The organism is Streptomyces sp. NPDC052016 (genome assembly GCF_044548445.1).
Lineage (GTDB): Bacteria > Actinomycetota > Actinomycetes > Streptomycetales > Streptomycetaceae > Streptomyces.
In genome coordinates this window covers 1-19,494 of sequence record NZ_JBIUBX010000038.1, presented here as the reverse complement: position 1 = coordinate 19,494, position 19,494 = coordinate 1, and the positions used below count along the sequence as shown (strand labels likewise).

Below are 19,494 nucleotides of genomic sequence, written 5' to 3'. Positions count from 1 at the left end.
AACCCGGGGCCCGCCGTTCGCGTTGCCGGCCACCCGCCGGGGGACCCCGGCGGCACGCCTCAGGACAGCTCGTCGCCCATCAGGCCCACCTGGACCAACGGCTTCCCCCGGCGCCGAGAGACGAAGATCCCGCGGCCCGCCGGCATCGGCCGGGCCCGGACCCCGCCGAGGAGGTCTCCCTCTCCGGGGTCGCCCGCCAGCACCACGCCCTGCGCGCCGAGTTCCTTGATGCGCTGCATGAAGGCCTCGTAGGAGGCGCGGCTCGCGCCGGCCGTGGAGCGCGCGATGATGAAGCGCACGCCCACGTCACGGGCGAACGGCAGCAGCTCCGTGAGTCCGGCCAGCGGGTTTCCGCTGGACGTCGCCACGAGGTCGTAGTCGTCGATGACGACGAACACCGTCGGACCCTGCCACCAGCTCCGGTCCCGCAGTTGCTGCGCCGTCACGTCCGCGGTCGGGGTGCGGCGCTGCATCAGGTTGGCGAGGGCGGACATGTGGTGGTCCATGGAGTTGGACATCGGGATGTACTCGGCCAGGTGGGAGGCCGGGGTGACGTCCAGCAGGGAGCGCCGGTTGTCGACCACGAACAGCTTGCACTCGTCGCCCGAGTAACGCTCCGTCAGCTGCTTGATCAGCAGGCGCAGCAGGTTCGACTTGCCCGACTCGCTCTCGCCGAAGACGAGGAAGAACGGGTCCTGCTCGAAGTCGACGAAGACCGGCTCGAGGTTGTTCTCGTCGAGGGCGAAGGCGACGCCCTGCCGCGGGAAACGGTTGCCCGGCGGCAGCTGGGCGGCCGGGAAGCTGCGGGGCAGCAGGCGTACCTCGGGAGCGGGCGGTGCCTGCCAGTGGCGGGTCACCTCCGTCGCCAGCGCCTGCGTGGCGTCCGAGAGGTCCGTGTCCGAGGCGAGCCCGTCGATGCGCGGCACCGCCGCCATGAAGTGCAGCTTCTGCGGGGACTGGCCCCGGCCCGGAACACCCGTCGGGACGTTCGCGGCGACCTTGCGGTCCAGTTCGGAGTCCATCGTGTCGCCGAGCCGCAGCTCCAGGCGGTTCATCAGGTGGTCCTTCATGTTTGCCCGGACCTCCATGGAGCGCGAGGCCGTCACGACGACGTGGATGCCGTAGCCCAGACCGCGGGCCGCCATCTCGAGGACGACCGGCTCCAGGGCGTCGTAGTCCGCGCGGAAGTTGCCCCAGCCGTCGATGACCAGGAAGACATCGCCCCAGGGCTGGTCCGTGACCGAGATCTCGCCCCGCGCCCGCCGTGCCCGGAAGTCGCCGATCGAGGGGATGCCCGCCGAACGGAAGTACTCCTCGCGGCGGGTCATCACGCCGTAGACCTCGGCCACCGTGCGCCGCACCCGCTCCGGGTCCAGACGCGAGGCCACCCCGCCCACGTGGGGCAGACCGGCCACCGCAGCCATGCCGCCACCGCCGAAGTCGAGGCCGTAGAACTGGACCTCGTACGGCGTGTGGGTCAGGGCGAAGGAGCAGATCAGGGTACGCAGCAGGGTCGACTTGCCGGACTGCGGGCCGCCGAGGATCTGCATGTGGCCGGCCGCGCCGGAGAAGTCCACCCAGAGGGGGTCACGGCGCTGCTCGTACGGCTTGTCCACCAGGCCGACCGGCACGACCAGGCGGCCCGCGCCCTCGTAGCCCGGCTGGGTCAGACCGCGGCCCTGCACCGCGGCGAGCCCGGGCAGGAGCGCGTCCAGTGACGGCGGGCTGTCCAGCGGCGGCAGCCACACCTGGTGGGCCGCCGGGCCCTGCGCCTCCAGCCGGCGCACGATCACGTCGAGGACGGTGTCCGCGAGGGCCTCGTCGACCTCGGGCTCGTCGGAGGAGGTGCGCTGCTGCGGCACCTGCACGTAGCGCACCGGCACCTCGGCCGCCGTGAACAGCACCGGCCGCCGGTCCACCGGCAGGGGACCGTCGCCCAGCGTCGTCCGCTGCGGGCCCGAACGGTAGACACCGGAGACGTACGCCGCCTTGAACCGCACCATCTCGTCCGTGCCGAACTTCAGGAAGCCCGAACCCGGTACGTTCGGCAGCTCGTAGGCGTCCGGCACGCCCAGCGCGGCGCGGGACTCCGCCGCGGAGAAGGTCCGCAGGCCGATGCGGTACGACAGATACGTCTCCAGGCCGCGCAGCCGGCCCTCCTCCAGGCGCTGTGAGGCCAGCAGCAGGTGCACGCCGAGCGAACGGCCGATACGGCCGATCTGCACGAACATCTCGATGAAGTCCGGCTTCGCCGTCAGCAGTTCGCTGAACTCGTCGATCACCAGGACCAGGGAGGGGATCGGCTGCAGCGGCGCACCCGCCGCCCGCGCCTTCTCGTAGTCGTGGATGTTGGCGTAGTTGCCCGCGTCCCGCAGCATCTCCTGACGGCGGTTGAGCTCGCCGCGGATGGAGTCGCCCATGCGGTCGACCAGGGTCAGGTCGTCCGCCAGGTTGGTGATCACCGCCGCGACGTGCGGCATCTGCGCCATGCCGGCGAAGGTCGCGCCGCCCTTGAAGTCGGCGAGGACGAAGTTCAGGGTCTCCGAGGAGTGGGTGACCGCCAGGCCCAGCACCAGCGTGCGCAGCAGCTCCGACTTGCCGGAACCGGTCGCGCCCACGCACAGGCCGTGCGGGCCCATGCCCTCCTGCGCCGCCTCCTTGAGGTCGAGCATGACGGGGCGGCCGTCCTCGCCGACGCCGATCGGCACGCGCAGCCGCTCGGCCAGCGAACGCGGCCGCCAGGTGCGCCGGGGGTCGACGGAGGCCGCGTCACCGAGGTTCAGCAGGTCGGTGAACTCCAGGTTGGCGAGCAGCGGTTCGTCGTCGTCCCCGCCGGACGCCATCCGCAGCGGCGCCAGTTGCCGCGCGAGCACCTCCGCGGACTCGTACGACAGGACGTCGGGCGTCCCCTCGTAGACCGCTCCGTGCCCTGACTCCAGGTGCAGGGCTCCGGGCTGCACGACGATGTTGAGCTCGCCGCCGGCCCCGGTCAGCTCGCCGGGGACGACCTCGAGGATCGTCACTCCCTGGAGCCCCTCGGGGTTGGCCAGGTGCGAGTCCGGGGGCAGCGAGAGGCTGTCGAGAACGACGACGATGTGCGGTTCCTCCGGCAGCGGTGCGGCGTTGGGGTGGAACCGGGGGCGGCCGGTGAGCCGGGACGCGATCAGGTTCTCCAGCTCGCGCGGGTCACTGCCGATCAGCCGGCGGCTGCCCGCGCCGTCCAGAGCCTCCGGCGACTGCACGTGCGGCAGCCACTTGGCCCACTCCCAGTGCGCCAGCTCCTCGCGGCCCGCCGCGACGACGATGACCAGGTCCTCGGGGGAGTGCAGCGCGGCCAGCGAACCGGCCAGGGCCCGGGCGGAGGACCGCACCGACTGCGGCTCGCCGCTGATCGTCACGTGGTAGAACGCCCGCAGGGAGACGGCCATCGGCAGGTCGTCCACGGTGCCGTGGACGGCGAGGAAGCGCTGCAGGGCACCCGCCGTCAGCGGCTCCAGCTGCTGGACGGGCCCGGTCTCGGGCGCGATCAGCGGAGTGGCGAGCCCCTGGGCGCCGAGACCGATGCGGACCTGGGCGAAGTCCTCGTCCCCCGGCCGCCGTTCCCACACCCGGCTGCCCTCGGCGACCAGTGCCCACAGCTGCTCCGGGGAGGGATGCAGGTAGTACTGCGCGTCCCGCTGCGCCCGCGCGGCGTCCATCGCGGTGCGGCGGGTCTGCGCCAGATAGCCCAGGTAGTCGCGGCGCATGTCCGCCAACTGCCCCTGTGAGCCGCGGCGGAAGCGGACCACCATCGCGATGGACATCGCGATGGTCGAGGCGATCATGATCATGCCCATGATCCTCATGAACGGCTGCCCGCTCGTGAAGAAGAAGACCACCGAGCCGCCCATGCCGAGGGTCGGCAGGAGTTGCATCAGCACGCTCTCCTGATTGCCCCGCGGCAACTCGGGCGGAGGCTGCACGGCGATCTCGCCCGTGGGCACCGCGGACGGCAGCGACCGGGGAGGGCGCTTCACGACGATGTGGCTCACTGCTCACCAATTCCCTTGCCGGCCCCGGGAAAGTACCGTCCGCCACCCCGTGTCAGGCGGACGCAGGCCGCCGCGTGATCCTACTGACTTCTTGTGCGACGAGGGGGAGGTAGGGTGCCGGATGTTCGCGTGAGCACATGCGACTTGGGCCGTGCGGGCTCGGACATTCCGGCGGGATTCGGGATGCTTCGGTGCCCGGCGGCCGCCCGACGGCGCCTGTTCCGCCGCCCGTTCGGACCCACCGGTCCCGAAGGGCGCGAACCGGCGCAGGACTTTCACACCGCCGACGCGGGATCATCACTGAACTGAGGGGGAGCAGCAGGTGAGCATCACGGCCTCCGCGGCAGCCACCGGAGGAGGGCAAGGAACAGGTGGCGCCGCCTCCGGGACCGGCCTTGGCTTCTGCCGTGTCACGATCGTCGCGCCCGACAGCAGGATCGACGTGGCCCTGCCCGACGACATCCCCGTCGTCGACATCTACCCGGAGATTCTCAGGCTCTCCCGGCAGAGCCCCGCAGAGGGCGCCCCCGTCGGCTACCACCTGGTGCGCCGCGACGGCAGGGTCCTCGACGACTCGCGCTCGTTCGCCGCCCAGCACATCCTCGACGGCGAACTCCTCACGCTGCGCCCCTTCTCCGAGTCGCTGCCCCCCGCCGTCTACGACGACGTGTCCGAGGCGGTCGCGTCCGCCGTGACACGTGAACACACCCTGTGGAGCGGCGACCTGACCCGGGCCGCGGGCCTCGTCGGCGGTGGCGTCCTGCCGGCCCTGCTCGCCTTCGTGGCCTGGATGGGCGACCCGCGCCACGACATGCACTCGCTGCCCGGCGTCCTCGCCGCGGTCACCGGCGTCCTCCTGGTCGCCCTCGCCTGCGTACGGGCCCGCGTCTACGACGACCGCGCCTCGGCCATCGCCCTCGGACTCGGCGCGCTGCCGAACGTCGCAGTGGCCGGCTCGGGCCTCCTCCCGCTCGCCGACGGCCAGGGCATCGGCAAGCTCCAGTTCCTGCTGGCCTGTGCGGCGGTGCTGCTCGCCGCGGTGCTCCTCACCCTCTGCTCCCCGGGCGGCGACGGGCCCTTCGTCGCCGCAGTCGTCGCCTCCGGTGTCGCTCTGGCGGCGGTGTTCGCGGCGATCCTCGCGCACTGGTCGCCGTCCGAGACGGCTGCCCTGTGCGCCCCCGTCGCGGTGGGCGCCCTCGCCTTCCTGCCCGGCCTGTCCATGCGCTTCGCCCGGCTGCCCATCGGGTTCGACGCCCCGGACACCGCGCCCCGCAGCGCCTACGGCGCCGACCCGGCCCCGCAGGAGCCGGTCGACGTCGAGCGGATCACCGCACAGGCCCGCCGCGGCCACGAACTCCTCGTCGGCCTGGTCGGCGGCTGCGCCGTGACCGCGGTCGGCGCCTGCGCGGTCCTCGGCTTCTCCGACGACGTCTGGGCCCAACTGCTCGCGCTGGCCGTGGGCATCGCCCTGCTGATGCGGGCCGGCCTCTTCCGGTACACCGCCCAGGTCGCGCCCGTCCTGGCCGCGGGCCTCGGCTCGCTCGTGCTGCTCGGTCTCGGTCTGGCGCTCAACCCGCCCCTGTCGGTGTTCCGCGACGCCCTCACCGGCGACCGCACCGACCTGGACCTCCGCACGATCTGGCTCGTGGCGGCGATCGCCGCGGCCTCCGCGATCGTCACCGCCATCGGCCTGATCGCCTCGCGAGGCGGCCTCACGCCGTTCTGGGGGCGCTTCATGGAGATCGCCGAGGGCTTCGTCCTGCTGACCCTGGTGCCGTTGGCCCTGGCCGTGTTCGACGTGTACGGGGCCGTCCGGTCGATGACGGGCTGACCTACGGGATCTGGCGGCGGGTTGCCGGGCCGGTGTCCGGCTGACCTGCCCGCCCGCCGGGCGGGGCTCTCGGGCCGGTGTCCGGCTGACCTGCCCGCCCGCCGGGCGGGGCTCTCGGGCCGGTGATCGGCTGACCTGCCCGCCCGCCGGGCCGGGCTGTCGGGTCGGTGATCGGTCCCGTGGGCCGGGTTGTTGTCGGGTCGATGACCGGGTGGCCTGTCGGTCCAGTGGGCTGATCGTCGGGCCGGTGACCGGGTGACCTGCGGGGTCCGCCGGTGGGTTGTCTGGCCGGTGTCCGGCTGACCTGCCCGCCCGCCGGGCCGGGCTGTCGGGTCGGTGATCGGTCCCGTGGGCCGGGTTGTTGTCGGGTCGATGACCGGGTGGCCTGTCGGTCCAGTGGGCTGATCGTCGGGCCGGTGACCAGGTGACCTGCTCGTCCGCGGGCCATGCCATCCGGTCGACGACCGCTGACTGCTCGTCCGCAAGCCGGACTGTCGGATCGGTGTCCGGCTGACCTGCGCGGTCCATCGGTGGGCTCTCCGGTCGGTGACCGGACGACCCGCGCGGTTCGTCGGCCGAGCTGTCCCGTGGACGCCCGGCTGCCCCCTCCGCGCACTCGGCGCCCACTCGGTCCACCGACCGTGCCCTCCCCAGAGAGCCAAAGGAAACCCGCACGTGAGCTTCGGCCCACCGCCCTCCGCCTACACCCAGTCCGCCCTGTCGGCGGGCGCCCAGGCGAGGCAGCGCCCTCGCAAGCTGCTGCTGGGTCTGCTCCTCGTCGCCCTCGTCGCGGGTCTGGGCGCCGGGGGCCGGTTCCTGCTGAGCGGTGACGCCGGCGGCACGAACACCTCGGACGGGACGAAGACCTCCGACGCACCCGGCCGCCTCGACGTCCGCCGGACCGTCGAGAAGCGGCCGGCGAGCACCAACGGCGTGATGGCCGTCCGTTTCTCGGTGGACGACATGACCCCCGGGGAGCGGTACGAGATGCCCGGCATGTGGGCCACGGACAAGATCCTCGCCAAGGGCGTCAACCAGACCGTCGTCGGCCTGCGCATAGGCACCGACGCCTCGCCGGGCGACGAGCAGTGGAAGCTCCCGCTGGCCGGCCCGATCTGCGGCTACACCCGCCATGTGGCCGGAGAGAACCGGACCGCCGTCCTCTACCGCGCGAGCGCGAAGGAGGGCGCCCTCTGCGACCACGTCGCCTTCCTCGACCTCGACGACGGCCGTGCCGTCTGGTCCCACGACTTCCCCGCCTCCCCGTCCGGCACGAACCCGGGCGTCCCGAGGAACGGCGCCGTCCAGGACAGCCCGAGCGTGTCCCTCACCCACGACACGGTCGCCGTCACCTGGGGCGGCGGCACGATCGCCTACGACATGGACCTCGGGAAGACCCGCTGGAGCACGAAGGCCACCGGCGCCTGCCAGGACAACGGCGCCGCCGGCGGGGGCGCGCTGGTCGTGATCGAGCAGTGCTGGAGCGGTGACAAGAGCCTTCCCGTCGACTCCTGGGAACGCATCACGTACAAGGCGCGCAAGGTCGACCCGACCACGGGCCGCGCCCTGTGGACGTACTCCGCCGCGAAAGGCGTCCGCGACCTCGACGTCCCGTCCACCCACCCGGCCGTCCTCGCCGTCTCCGCGGGGGACACCGGCGTCACGGAGCTGCTCTCCCTCGACGAGGACGGCGGGAACCGCGCCACGATCCGCCTGCAGAACGGCACGTACGTGGGGGAGTGCTCGGCCGAGACGTACCTCGTGGACGACTGCCCGACCATCGCGGTCGGCGCCGGTCAGGTCTTCCTGCGCAGCAAGGAGGACATCGGAGGGCGCACCACCAACTGGATCATCGGCTTCGACCTGGCGACCGGGAACACCACCAAGAAATTCGAGTCGGGCCCCAACGCGCTCCTGATCCCGGTGCGGACGAGCGGCGACCGGCTCCTCGCCCTGCGCGAGAGCCGGGACCGCATCACGCCCACCGCGCTCGTCAGCCTCGACCCGGGGACCGGCAAGGAGACCCCGTACTTCTACTTCGACCTGCCGGCCGAGGCCGAGACCTTCACCTCGATCGACTTCAACGACGTCCTCGTCCAGGACGGCCGCCTCTTCTTCGGCGCCAAGTCCGTCACCGGCCCCGGCGCCGACCAGCCGAAGTGGGTCTACCTGGCCCTCGGCATCGAGAGCGAAGCGGCGAGGAGGAAGTAGCCCGTGCCGCCGGCGCCGCGCGCGGCGTCACGACGACACCGACGCATGGCACTGCGAAAGCCTGCCGCGACGCAGGCGGAAGCCCGTGCCGTCGTGCGACGAGCCGTGTCTTCGGGCTCCGCGGCGCCGGGGTGGGACTGACGCACCGCATCGTGCGACGAACCGTGTCGTCGCGCGAAGAGCCGTCGTGCGACGCCACCGCGTACGACGTACGGCAGCCGCCCTACACGGCGTCCAGTCCGCCGTTGTGCGGCGCCGGCTCCAGGTCGAACTCGCCGTCCCGCGCGCCCAGGACGAAGGCCCGCCACTCCGCCTCCGTGTACCGCAGCACGGTGTCCGGGTCGAGCGACGACCGCATCGCCACGGCCCCGTTGGGGAGATGGGCGATCTCGACGCGCTCCTCGTGCTCCTCCGTGCCCGGCGCGCACTCCCACTCGACCCCGGAGATGTCGAGCGCGTACAGCTCGTCCCGCTCCCGCTCCTTGCGGGCCTTGACGTCCTCGTTCGCTTCGTCCGCCATGGCGCGGCGACCCCTTCCCGACGCACGGATGATCCAACCGTTCACCCTAGTGGCAGCGCCCCGGCCGTCCGCCCGATTCGACAACCGGTGCGGGAGCGGCCCCGGCCTGCTGGTACTCTGGCTGACGGCCGTTTGTGTACGCACCCCCGGAGCGCCCGCTCTGGAGGCCGCGCCCAGCGGATCCCCGCCTCCCGAGTAACGGAAGCTCCCCCGAGACGCAGACCGGGGGCACTCGGTGGCCATCCACAGATTTCGAGGAGTACGAGTGTCGCTCGACGCCGCAGTGAAGAAGCAGATCATCTCCGAGTTCGGTACCAAGGAGGGTGACACCGGCTCCCCCGAGGTCCAGGTCGCTCTGCTGTCCCGTCGGATCTCCGACCTGACGGAGCACCTCAAGACCCACAAGCACGACCACCACTCCCGCCGTGGCCTGCTGATCCTGGTCGGTCAGCGCCGCCGGCTGCTGCAGTACCTGGCGAAGAAGGACATCCAGCGCTTCCGTACGCTGGTCGACCGCCTCGGCATCCGCCGTGGTGCGGCGGGCGCCAAGTAAGACGCCGTGAAGGGAGCGGTTCCCGTGACGATCGGGGACCGCTCCCTTTGCCGTACGTACGGAAACATGCGGAGTGTCACACACGCTTTGTAGTGTGGTAGCACAACGCAATAGGCACGACGCACAACAACGGAACAACGAGGAGAAGCGCACCCAGCCGCCGCCGGTCCTCGGTAGTGGCCCCCGGGGGAAGCGAGCCCCGGGTGCTTCGATCGAAGACCGGCCCGCACCGCACGGAGCGCTTCTCCGCCACCGTCCCCCTGTCACACGGGCAGCCGCGGGACGAAAGACGACAAGTAACGGAGAAAACGCTAGTGGAGAACGAGACCCACTACGCCGAGGCCGTCATCGACAACGGCTCCTTCGGCACCCGCACCATCCGCTTCGAGACGGGCCGCCTGGCCAAGCAGGCCGCCGGTTCCGCCGTGGCGTACCTGGACGACGACACCATGGTGCTGTCGGCCACCACCGCCTCCAAGAACCCCAAGGACCAGCTCGACTTCTTCCCCCTGACGGTGGACGTCGAGGAGCGGATGTACGCCGCCGGCAAGATCCCCGGCAGCTTCTTCCGTCGTGAGGGCCGCCCCTCCGAGGACGCCATCCTCACCTGCCGCCTCATCGACCGCCCGCTGCGCCCGTCCTTCAAGAAGGGCCTGCGCAACGAGATCCAGGTCGTCGCCACGATCATGGCGCTCAACCCCGACCACCTGTACGACGTCGTCGCGATCAACGCCGCGTCCGCGTCCACGCAGCTGGCCGGTCTGCCCTTCTCCGGCCCGATCGGCGGCGTCCGCGTCGCGCTGATCCGCGGCCAGTGGGTGGCCTTCCCGACGCACACCGAGCTCGAGGACGCCGTCTTCGACATGGTCGTCGCGGGCCGCGTCCTGGAGGACGGCGACGTCGCGATCATGATGGTCGAGGCCGAGGCCACCGAGAAGACCATCAAGCTCGTCGAGGGCGGCGCCGACGCGCCGACCGAGGAGGTCGTCGCCGCCGGTCTGGACGCCGCGAAGCCCTTCATCAAGGTGCTCTGCAAGGCGCAGGCCGACCTCGCCGCGAAGGCCGCCAAGCCGACCGCCGAGTTCCCGATCTTCCTCGACTACCAGGACGACGTCCTGGAGGCGCTGACCGCCGCCGTCAAGCCCGAGCTCGCCCAGGCGCTCACCATCGCCGGCAAGCAGGAGCGCGAGACGGAGCTGGACCGCGTCAAGTCCCTCGCCGCCGAGAAGCTCCTGCCGGAGTTCGAGGGCCGCGAGAAGGAGATCTCCGCCGCGTACCGCTCGCTGACCAAGACCCTGGTCCGTGAGCGCGTCATCAAGGAGAAGAAGCGCATCGACGGCCGCGGTGTCACCGACATCCGCACCCTCGCCGCCGAGGTCGAGGCCATCCCGCGGGTCCACGGCTCCGCGCTGTTCGAGCGTGGCGAGACCCAGATCCTGGGCGTCACCACCCTGAACATGCTCCGCATGGAGCAGCAGCTGGACACCCTCTCCCCGGTGACCCGCAAGCGCTACATGCACAACTACAACTTCCCGCCGTACTCCACCGGTGAGACCGGCCGCGTCGGCTCCCCGAAGCGCCGCGAGATCGGCCACGGCGCCCTCGCCGAGCGCGCCCTGATCCCGGTCCTGCCGGCCCGCGAGGAGTTCCCCTACGCGATCCGCCAGGTGTCCGAGGCCCTCGGCTCCAACGGCTCGACGTCCATGGGCTCGGTCTGCGCCTCCACCATGTCGCTGCTGAACGCCGGTGTGCCGCTGAAGGCCCCGGTCGCGGGTATCGCCATGGGCCTGATCTCCCAGGAGATCGACGGCGAGACGCACTACGTCACCCTCACCGACATCCTCGGTGCGGAGGACGCCTTCGGCGACATGGACTTCAAGGTCGCCGGCACCAAGGAGTTCGTGACCGCCCTCCAGCTCGACACCAAGCTGGACGGCATCCCCGCCTCCGTCCTGGCCGCGGCCCTGAAGCAGGCCCGTGACGCCCGCCTCCACATCCTCGACGTGATGATGGAAGCGATCGACACGCCGGACGAGATGTCCCCGAACGCGCCGCGGATCATCACCGTGAAGATCCCGGTCGACAAGATCGGCGAGGTCATCGGCCCCAAGGGCAAGATGATCAACCAGATCCAGGAGGACACGGGCGCCGAGATCACGATCGAGGACGACGGCACCATCTACATCGGCGCCGCCGACGGCCCGTCCGCCGAGGCCGCGCGCACGACGATCAACGGCATCGCCAACCCGACGATGCCGGAGGTCGGCGAGCGCTACCTGGGCACGGTCGTCAAGACCACGACCTTCGGCGCGTTCGTCTCCCTGCTCCCCGGCAAGGACGGTCTGCTGCACATCTCGCAGATCCGCAAGCTGGCCGGCGGCAAGCGCGTGGAGAACGTCGAGGACGTCCTCGGCGTGGGCCAGAAGGTCCAGGTCGAGATCGCCGAGATCGACTCGCGCGGCAAGCTCTCCCTCGTCCCCGTGATCGAGGGTGAGGAAGAGGCCTCCGACGACAAGAAGGACGACGCCGAGCAGTGACGTCCCGTGGCTCCAAGGCGACGGCCCGCACCTCCTCGGAGGCGCGGGCCGTCGCCCGTACCCAAACCCTCATCAAGGGCGAGAGCGGCATCGGCACGGTCCGCAAGACCACCCTTCCGGGCGGTCTGCGCATCGTCACCGAGACCCTGCCCTCGGTCCGCTCCGCGACCTTCGGCATCTGGGCGCACGTCGGCTCCCGCGACGAGACCCCGGCCCTGAACGGCGCCACGCACTACCTGGAGCACCTGCTCTTCAAGGGCACCACGCGCAGGTCCGCCCTGGACATCTCCGCCGCCGTCGACGCGGTCGGCGGCGAGATGAACGCGTTCACGGCGAAGGAGTACACGTGCTACTACGCGCGCGTGCTCGACGCCGACCTGCCGCTGGCGATAGACGTCGTCTGCGACATGCTGACGGGCTCCCTCATTCTCGAGGAGGACGTCAACGTCGAGCGCGGCGCCATCCTCGAAGAGATCGCGATGACCGAGGACGACCCGGGCGACTGCGTGCACGACCTGTTCGCGCACACCATGTTCGGCGACAACGCCCTCGGCCGACCGGTCCTCGGCACGGTCGACACGGTCAACGCGCTCACCGCCGACCGCATCCGCCGCTTCTACCGCAAGCACTACGACCCCACCCACCTCGTGGTCGCCGCCGCCGGCAACATCGACCACAACAAGGTCGTACGCCAGGTGCGCGCCGCCTTCGAGAAGGCGGGCGCCCTCAAGGACCTCGAGGCGACCCCCGTCGCCCCGCGCTCCGGCCGGCGCAGCATCCGTGCCGCGGGCCGGGTCGAGCTGATCGGCCGCAAGACCGAGCAGGCGCACGTCGTCCTCGGCATGCCCGGCCTCTCGCGCACCGACGACCGCCGCTGGGCCCTCGGAGTGCTCAACACGGCCCTCGGCGGCGGGATGTCCTCCCGCCTCTTCCAGGAGGTCCGTGAGAAGCGCGGCCTGGCCTACAGCGTGTACTCGTACACCTCCGGCTTCGCCGACTGCGGCCTGTTCGGCGTGTACGCCGGGTGCCGGCCGAGCCAGGTCCACGACGTGCTGAAGATCTGCCGCGACGAACTCGACCACGTCGCCGAGCACGGCCTGTCCGACGACGAGATCGACCGCGCCATCGGCCAGCTCAAGGGCTCCACCGTCCTCGGACTGGAGGACACCGGTGCGCTCATGAACCGCATCGGCAAGAGTGAGCTGTGCTGGGGCGAGCAGATGTCCGTCGACGACATGCTGAGCCGGATCGGGGCCGTGACCCCGGACGAGGTGCGTTCGGTGGCCCGCGAGGTCCTGGGACAGCGTCCCTCGCTGTCGGTCATCGGTCCGCTCAAGGACAAGCAGGCGACTCGTCTGCACGAGGCCGTCGCCTGACGTCCGTCCTCTTCGGCAAGCCTCTGGTGAGCCCTCTCGGACAAGCCCCTTCGGATAAGCCCCTTCGGTAAGGAAGCAACAGATGAGCAAGCTGCGCGTGGCGGTCCTCGGTGCGAAGGGCCGCATCGGGTCCGAGGCGGTACGGGCGGTCGAGGCCGCCGAGGACATGGAGCTGGTGGCCGCCCTGAGCCGGGGCGACAAGCTGGAGACCTTGGCGGAGACCGGTGCCCAGGTCGCCGTCGAGCTGACCACCCCGGCCTCGGTCATGGACAACCTCGACTACTGCGTACGGCACGGCATCCACGCGGTGGTCGGCACCACCGGCTGGACCGACGAGCGCCTCGCGCAGCTGAAGGACTGGCTCGCCCGGTCCCCGGAGACGGGCGTCCTCATCGCGCCGAACTTCTCCATCGGGGCCGTGCTGACCATGAAGTTCGCGCAGATCGCCGCGCCGTACTTCGAGTCGGTCGAGGTCGTCGAGCTGCACCACCCGAACAAGGTCGACGCCCCCTCCGGCACCGCCACGCGCACCGCCCAGCTCATCGCCGAGGCGCGCCGCCGGGCCGGCTCCGCGCCGGCGCCGGACGCCACGGTCACGGCCCTGGAGGGGGCACGCGGGGCGGACGTCGACGGCGTCCCCGTCCACGCCGTGCGCCTGCGCGGCCTGCTCGCCCACCAGGAGGTCCTGCTGGGCGGCGAGGGCGAGACCCTCACCGTCCGGCACGACTCCCTGCACCACAGCAGCTTCATGCCGGGCATCCTGCTGGGCGCCCGCCGCGTGGTGACGACTCCGGGGCTGACCTTCGGCCTGGAACACTTCCTCGACCTGAACTGAGCCCCACAGACATGCGCGCGAAGCTCTCCTACGCCCTCACGGCCGCCGTCCTGGTCGTCTACTTCGTCCTGGTCGGCAGCCGTGGCGTCATGCTCATCCAGTCGGGCACGCTCCTGACCGTCACCTTCGGCGTGGCGGTGCTGATCCTGCCGGTCATCGGCGTCTGGTTCCTGTGGAAGAACACCCAGTTCGTCCGCAGGGCCAACCAGCTCGCCGCCGAACTCGACGCCGAGGGCGGCCTGCCCGTCGACGAGCTGAAGCGCACCCCCAGCGGCCGGATCGACCGCGACTCGGCCGACGAGGTCTTCGCCCGGCGCAAGGCCGAGACGGAGGCCGCCCCCGACGACTGGCGCACCTGGTTCCGTCTCGCCGTCGCCTATCACGACGCCCGGGACACCCCGCGCGCCCGCAAGACGATGCAGCACGCCATCAGGCTGCACCGGACCTCGCGGCAGCAGGCCGCACACTGAGGCGAAGCGGAGGCACACGCCAGTGGGCCCGGCCGGCACACGCCGACCGGGCCCAAAGCCGTCTCAGGGCCTCCTCAGGGCCTGCGGTACTCCTCGGCCCACGCCTCGACGGAGTCCGCCGCCCGGTCGAACGCCTCGACGCGGCCGAGGAAGTCGGCTCCGTGCGTGGTCAGAAACGGCACGGAACCCTCCGCGGTCCGATCCCGCCGTACGACCGTCAGCGCCTGGCCCTGCACGGTCCGCGGCAGGCCCAGCCAGCGCACCGGCTGCTGCACGGTCCGCACGGCCGCGACCCGCTCCCAGGGCACCGTCCGCGTGCGGAAGAAGCCCACGCTCCGCAGCCCGCGCGCGCTCACCCACACGCCCATCCGCAGCAGCCGCAGCGAACCGGCGATCACCAGCATCGAGACGCCGAAGATCACCCCGGCCTCCGACACCGAGCCGGTCAGCGCGATCACGACCGCCGCGAACAGCACGTACGAGGCGAGCAGCAGGCACACAGCGGCCGCACCGACTCGCCAGGGTCCGGGACGGTAGGGGCGCCGCCAGCGGTCACGGTCGTCGAAGGGCAACGCGATGTCGTCGGCTGCCTCGAAGCCACGGTCGGCCGTAAGGAAGGGCAGGGGCACGGCTGGTCCTCACTCGTTCCATGCGCGGGCTGTGCCCGGTGAGGCTATCCGCCTGTGCCCACCCCCACCACCATCGGGGCCCGGATGGAGTCAGCGCCCCTGGGACGCCCGGGACTGCTGCGTCTGCGCGGAGTGGTCCAGGGTCAGCGCCGGCATCCCGATGACCAGGGCACCGACCAGCGCGGCCACGATGGTGAGCCCCAGAAGCCAGCTCCCGGCTATCTGGCCGGCGGAGGACCGCTCGCGGGGAGGGGGCGCGACATTGCTGCGGAACGTGTCGGCTTCGGCGAGGAAGGCGAAGGGTACGGACTCGCGCCGACGGAACATGGTGGGTTCGTCCTCCTAGCGTGGTGGAGTGGACGTCGTCACTGACACAGACGAGCGAGTGCCCGAAAACGTGCCCCATTTCACGAGAAGTCCCGGAGGAATCTCGGGGCACGCCCCTGCACGACCGCCCCTCGGCGGTCCCCGTAGAGTTGGCGCCGCTCTCAAGACGCACTGGGAAGGACCCCCGCACCGTGACCGACAGGCCCGCCGACGAAACCAAGATCTTCACCCGCAGCGACGTCACCGTCGAGCTGGTCAAGCACACCGCGTCCGACGCCGACGTGCTGTTCGCCGCCCGCGTCTCGACCGTCGGCGAGCAGTCACTCGACGAGTTGAACAAGGACCCGGAGCGCTCGAAGGGCCTGATCAACTTTCTGATGCGGGACCGCCACGGCAGCCCTTTCGAGCACAACTCGATGACCTTCTTCATCAGCGCCCCGATCTTCGTCTTCCGTGAGTTCATGCGGCACCGCGTGGGCTGGTCCTACAACGAGGAGAGCGGCCGCTACCGGGAGCTCCAGCCCGTCTTCTACGTCCCCGACGCCTCCCGCAAGCTCGTCCAGGAGGGCCGCCCGGGCAAGTACGTGTTCGTCGAGGGCACCGAGGCCCAGCAGGAGCTGGTCACCCGGACCATGGAGGACTCCTACCGTCGGGCCTACGAGGCCTACCAGGAGATGCTCGCCGCCGGCGTCGCGCGCGAGGTCGCCCGCGCGGTCCTCCCCGTCGGCCTGTTCTCCTCGATGTACGCCACCTGCAACGCCCGCTCCCTGATGCACTTCCTCGGGCTGCGCACCCAGCACGAGCTGGCGAAGGTTCCGTCCTTCCCGCAGCGGGAGATCGAGATGGTCGGCGAGAAGATGGAGGCCGAGTGGGCCAGGCTCATGCCGCTCACCTACGCGGCCTTCAACGCCAACGGCCGGGTCGCTCCGTAGCGAGAGACATGTGTACGGATCAGCCTGGCGAAGTGTCCGTATTGCGGCATTTAGCGAAGTTCATCTAGCCTGATCAAACGGACCCGGCACTGCTTGAACCCCCGAGCAGGCAGTGCCGGGCTCCGCATTTGTCACGACTTGTCGCCCGCCCCGAGGGCAGACCCCGCACTGAGCAACGAGTAGCGTGTTACCCATGGCTCCGACCTCCACTCCGCAGACCCCCTTCGGGCGGGTCCTCACCGCCATGGTCACGCCCTTCACGGCGGACGGCGCACTCGACCTCGACGGCGCACAGCGGCTCGCCACCCACCTGGTGGACGCAGGCAACGACGGCCTGATCATCAACGGCACCACCGGCGAGTCCCCCACCACCACCGACGCGGAGAAATCGGACCTGGTACGAGCCGTCCTGGAGGCCGTCGGAGACCGGGCCCACATCGTGGCCGGCGTCGGCACCAACGACACCCACCACAGCATCGAGCTGGCGCGCGCGGCGCAGCAGACGGGCGCACACGGCCTCCTGGTCGTCACCCCGTACTACAACAAGCCCCCTCAGGAGGGCCTGTACCGCCACTTCACGGCCGTCGCCGACGCCACCGAGCTGCCGGTCATGCTCTACGACATCCCCGGCCGCAGCGGCGTCCCGATCAACACCGAGACGCTCGTCCGCCTCGCCGAGCATCCCCGGATCGTGGCCAACAAGGACGCCAAGGGCGACCTCGGCCGCGCCGGCTGGGCCATCGCCCGGTCCGGCCTGGCCTGGTACTCCGGCGACGACATGCTCAACCTCCCGCTGCTCTCCATCGGCGCCGTCGGCTTCGTCTCGGTCGTCGGCCACGTCGTCACCCCCGACCTGCGCGCCCTCGTCGAGGCGTACACCTCGGGCGACGTCCAGAAGGCCACGGAGATCCACCAGAAGCTGCTCCCGGTCTACACGGGCATGTTCCGCACCCAGGGCGTCATGACCACGAAGGCCGCGCTGAGCCTCCTGGGCCTGCCCGCCGGCCCGCTGCGCGCACCCATGATCGAGTGCTCCCCCGAAGAGATCGACCAGCTCAAGATCGATCTTGCCGCGGGCGGGGTACAGCTCTAACACCAGACTTCACAACTGAATACGACCGAACATCGCAGGCCACCGGTGCCTGCACCTTCCATCACGACAACTGCTTCTGCACGAACGTCACGCGCGCCACGTGCCCGACCGGTACGTGGCGCGCGTGGTTGAGGAGAGTCTTTTGAGTCATCCGCACCCTGAACTGGGCCCGCCCCCGCCGCTCCCCGAAGGCGGCCTGCGGGTCACCCCGCTCGGTGGCCTCGGCGAGATCGGCCGCAACATGACGGTCTTCGAGTACGGCGGCCGCCTGCTGATCGTCGACTGCGGAGTGCTCTTCCCCGAGGAGGAGCAGCCCGGAATCGACCTGATCCTGCCGGACTTCTCGTCCGTCCGGGACCGTCTCGACGACATCGAGGGCATCGTCCTCACCCACGGCCACGAGGACCACATCGGTGGCGTCCCCTACCTCCTCCGGGAGAAGCCGGACATCCCGCTGATCGGCTCCAAGCTGACCCTCGCCCTCATCGAGGCCAAGCTCCAGGAGCACCGCATCCGCCCGTACACCCTCGAGGTGGCGGAGGGGAACCGCGAGCGCATCGGCCCGTTCGACTGCGAGTTCGTCGCGGTCAACCACTCCATCCCGGACGCCCTCGCGGTCGCCATCCGCACGCCGGCCGGCATGGCCGTCCACACGGGCGACTTCAAGATGGACCAGCTTCCCCTGGACAACCGTCTGACGGACCTGCACGCGTTCGCGCGCCTGAGCGAGGAGGGCATCGACCTCCTGCTCAGCGACTCCACCAACGCGGAGGTTCCCGGCTTCACGCCGCACGAGCGGGACATCTCCAACGTCCTGCGCCAGGTTTTCGCGAACGCCCGCAAGCGGATCATCGTGGCCAGCTTCGCCAGCCACGTGCACCGCATCCAGCAGATCCTGGACGCGGCCCACGAATACGGCCGCCGGGTCGCCTTCGTCGGCCGCTCGATGGTCCGCAATATGGGCATCGCCCGCGACCTGGGCTACCTCAAGGTCCCGCCGGGCCTGGTCGTGGACGTCAGGACCCTCGACGACCTGCCCGACCACGAGGTGGTCCTGGTCTGCACGGGTTCCCAGGGCGAACCGATGGCCGCCCTGTCCCGCATGGCCAACCGCGACCACCAGATCCGCATCGTCGACGGTGACACGGTGATCCTGGCGTCGTCGCTCATCCCCGGCAACGAGAACGCGGTCTACCGCGTGATCAACGGCCTGACCCGCTGGGGCGCGAACGTCGTCCACAAGGGCAACGCCAAGGTGCACGTCTCCGGCCACGCGTCCGCGGGCGAGCTCCTGTACTTCTACAACATCTGCCGGCCGAAGAACCTGATGCCGGTCCACGGCGAGTGGCGCCACCTCCGCGCCAACGCCGAGCTGGGCGCCATGACCGGCGTCCCGCACGACCGCATCGTCATCGCCGAGGACGGCGTCGCCGTCGACCTCGTCGAGGGCAAGGCCAAGATCTCCGGCAAGGTCCAGGCCGGTTACGTGTACGTCGACGGCCTCTCGGTCGGCGACGTGGGCGAGCCGGCGCTGAAGGACCGGAAGATCCTGGGCGACGAGGGCATCATCTCGGTCTTCGTGGTCGTGGACTCCTCCACCGGCAAGATCACCGGCGGTCCGCACGTCCAGGCCCGCGGTTCGGGCATCGAGGACTCGGCCTTCGCGGACGTCCTCCCGAAGATCACCGAGGTCCTGGAGCGCTCGGCCCAGGACGGCGTGGTCGAACCCCACCAGCTGCAGCAACTCATCCGCCGGACGCTCGGCAAGTGGGTCTCCGACACCTATCGCCGCAGGCCGATGATCCTCCCGGTCGTCGTGGAGGTCTGACCCGCGAACGACCCCTCGCACGCGTGAACTCGGAGCGGGGTGCCTCGATTTGCATCGGGGCGCCCCGCTCCAGTACGTTTACGGCTCCGCCTGAACGGGAACCCGGTCGCGACTGCGCGTGCCGGACCAGTCCCGAGAGGGACGGGAAAACCGGCTCAGAACTTCTGATAAAGTCGGAACCGCCGGAAAGGAAACCGCGAAACAAAAGCGGGAACCTGGAAAGCACCGAGGAAATCGGATCGAGAAAAGATCTGATAGAGTCGGAAACGCAAGACCGAAGGGAAGCGCCCGGAGGAAAGCCTGAGAGAGTCTCTCGGGTGA

The 19,494-nt window shown here is 70.6% G+C and carries 14 protein-coding genes; 10 read left to right on the top strand and 4 right to left on the bottom strand.

Translation table 11 applies throughout. The annotated features are described in order from the left end of the window. Positions 1 to 59: 59 nt before the first annotated feature. On the bottom strand, positions 60 to 4,031 hold the full coding sequence (eccCa, locus tag ACIHAR_RS36085; RefSeq protein WP_365466040.1) for a type VII secretion protein EccCa: 3,972 nt from the start codon (positions 4,029 to 4,031) through the stop codon (positions 60 to 62). A gap of 322 nt (positions 4,032 to 4,353) precedes the next feature. On the opposite strand from eccCa, the gene eccD reads away from it, so the two are divergent. Both eccD and ACIHAR_RS36075 read left to right on the top strand, forming a co-directional pair. Further along, on the top strand, positions 4,354 to 5,862 hold the full coding sequence (gene eccD, locus ACIHAR_RS36080; RefSeq protein ID WP_365466038.1) for a type VII secretion integral membrane protein EccD: 1,509 nt from the start codon (positions 4,354 to 4,356) through the stop codon (positions 5,860 to 5,862). Positions 5,863 to 6,537: 675 nt separating this feature from the next. Beyond that, a complete protein-coding gene (locus ACIHAR_RS36075; RefSeq protein ID WP_400023433.1) occupies positions 6,538 to 8,073 on the top strand; it encodes a PQQ-binding-like beta-propeller repeat protein in 1,536 nt (511 codons plus the stop codon). 223 nt (positions 8,074 to 8,296) lie between these two features. Here the strand turns inward: ACIHAR_RS36075 and ACIHAR_RS36070 are convergent, their stop codons facing one another. Continuing rightward, a complete protein-coding gene (locus ACIHAR_RS36070) occupies positions 8,297 to 8,593 on the bottom strand; it encodes a DUF397 domain-containing protein (RefSeq protein ID WP_365466034.1) in 297 nt (98 codons plus the stop codon). 265 nt (positions 8,594 to 8,858) lie between these two features. Here ACIHAR_RS36070 and rpsO point away from each other — a divergent pair, with 265 nt between their 5' ends. The 5 genes from rpsO (at position 8,859) to ACIHAR_RS36045 (ending at position 14,364) form a co-directional block, all read left to right on the top strand. Continuing rightward, positions 8,859 to 9,146, top strand: coding sequence for a 30S ribosomal protein S15 (gene rpsO, locus ACIHAR_RS36065; RefSeq protein ID WP_043504552.1), 288 nt, complete (start codon positions 8,859 to 8,861; stop codon positions 9,144 to 9,146). A 314-nt stretch (positions 9,147 to 9,460) separates the two neighbouring features. Continuing rightward, positions 9,461 to 11,683, top strand: a complete 2,223-nt coding sequence (locus ACIHAR_RS36060; RefSeq protein ID WP_365466032.1) for a polyribonucleotide nucleotidyltransferase — start codon at positions 9,461 to 9,463, stop codon at positions 11,681 to 11,683. Then, the gene (locus tag ACIHAR_RS36055; RefSeq protein ID WP_365466030.1) at positions 11,680 to 13,059 is read left to right on the top strand and encodes a pitrilysin family protein; all 1,380 of its coding nucleotides are present in this window, start codon (positions 11,680 to 11,682) and stop codon (positions 13,057 to 13,059) included. Before ACIHAR_RS36060 ends, ACIHAR_RS36055 begins: the two co-directional genes overlap by 4 nt. Before the next feature lie 82 nt (positions 13,060 to 13,141). Next, positions 13,142 to 13,894, top strand: coding sequence for a 4-hydroxy-tetrahydrodipicolinate reductase (gene dapB / locus ACIHAR_RS36050; protein ID WP_365466028.1), 753 nt, complete (start codon positions 13,142 to 13,144; stop codon positions 13,892 to 13,894). A gap of 11 nt (positions 13,895 to 13,905) precedes the next feature. Beyond that, a complete protein-coding gene (locus ACIHAR_RS36045) occupies positions 13,906 to 14,364 on the top strand; it encodes a hypothetical protein (RefSeq protein WP_365466026.1) in 459 nt (152 codons plus the stop codon). A 74-nt stretch (positions 14,365 to 14,438) separates the two neighbouring features. Here ACIHAR_RS36045 and ACIHAR_RS36040 read toward each other — a convergent pair whose 3' ends face one another. Both ACIHAR_RS36040 and ACIHAR_RS36035 read right to left on the bottom strand, forming a co-directional pair. Beyond that, positions 14,439 to 14,993 (bottom strand): PH domain-containing protein, encoded by a 555-nt coding sequence (locus ACIHAR_RS36040; protein ID WP_365466024.1) that lies wholly within the window; start codon positions 14,991 to 14,993, stop codon positions 14,439 to 14,441. A 90-nt stretch (positions 14,994 to 15,083) separates the two neighbouring features. Then, a complete protein-coding gene (locus tag ACIHAR_RS36035; protein WP_400023429.1) occupies positions 15,084 to 15,320 on the bottom strand; it encodes a hypothetical protein in 237 nt (78 codons plus the stop codon). A gap of 191 nt (positions 15,321 to 15,511) precedes the next feature. On the opposite strand from ACIHAR_RS36035, the gene thyX reads away from it, so the two are divergent. The 3 genes from thyX (at position 15,512) to ACIHAR_RS36020 (ending at position 19,173) form a co-directional block, all read left to right on the top strand. Then, positions 15,512 to 16,252 carry an FAD-dependent thymidylate synthase gene (gene thyX, locus ACIHAR_RS36030; RefSeq protein WP_365466020.1) on the top strand — a complete coding sequence of 247 codons (741 nt, stop codon included), beginning with the start codon at positions 15,512 to 15,514 and terminating at the stop codon, positions 16,250 to 16,252. A 193-nt stretch (positions 16,253 to 16,445) separates the two neighbouring features. Beyond that, positions 16,446 to 17,345 (top strand): 4-hydroxy-tetrahydrodipicolinate synthase, encoded by a 900-nt coding sequence (gene dapA, locus ACIHAR_RS36025; protein ID WP_400023427.1) that lies wholly within the window; start codon positions 16,446 to 16,448, stop codon positions 17,343 to 17,345. 142 nt (positions 17,346 to 17,487) lie between these two features. After that, a complete protein-coding gene (locus ACIHAR_RS36020; protein ID WP_400023425.1) occupies positions 17,488 to 19,173 on the top strand; it encodes a ribonuclease J in 1,686 nt (561 codons plus the stop codon). The last annotated feature ends 321 nt before the right edge of the window (positions 19,174 to 19,494 follow it).

Excerpts from the sequence above, each read along its gene's own strand:
- ACIHAR_RS36070 (WP_365466034.1), bottom strand. The coding sequence starts at position 8,593 with ATGGCGGACGAAGCGAACGAGGACGTCAAGGCCCGCAAGGAGCGGGAG.
- dapB (WP_365466028.1), top strand. The coding sequence starts at position 13,142 with ATGAGCAAGCTGCGCGTGGCGGTCCTCGGTGCGAAGGGCCGCATCGGG.
- ACIHAR_RS36045 (WP_365466026.1), top strand. The coding sequence starts at position 13,906 with ATGCGCGCGAAGCTCTCCTACGCCCTCACGGCCGCCGTCCTGGTCGTC.
- ACIHAR_RS36035 (WP_400023429.1), bottom strand. The coding sequence starts at position 15,320 with ATGTTCCGTCGGCGCGAGTCCGTACCCTTCGCCTTCCTCGCCGAAGCC.
- dapA (WP_400023427.1), top strand. The coding sequence starts at position 16,446 with ATGGCTCCGACCTCCACTCCGCAGACCCCCTTCGGGCGGGTCCTCACC.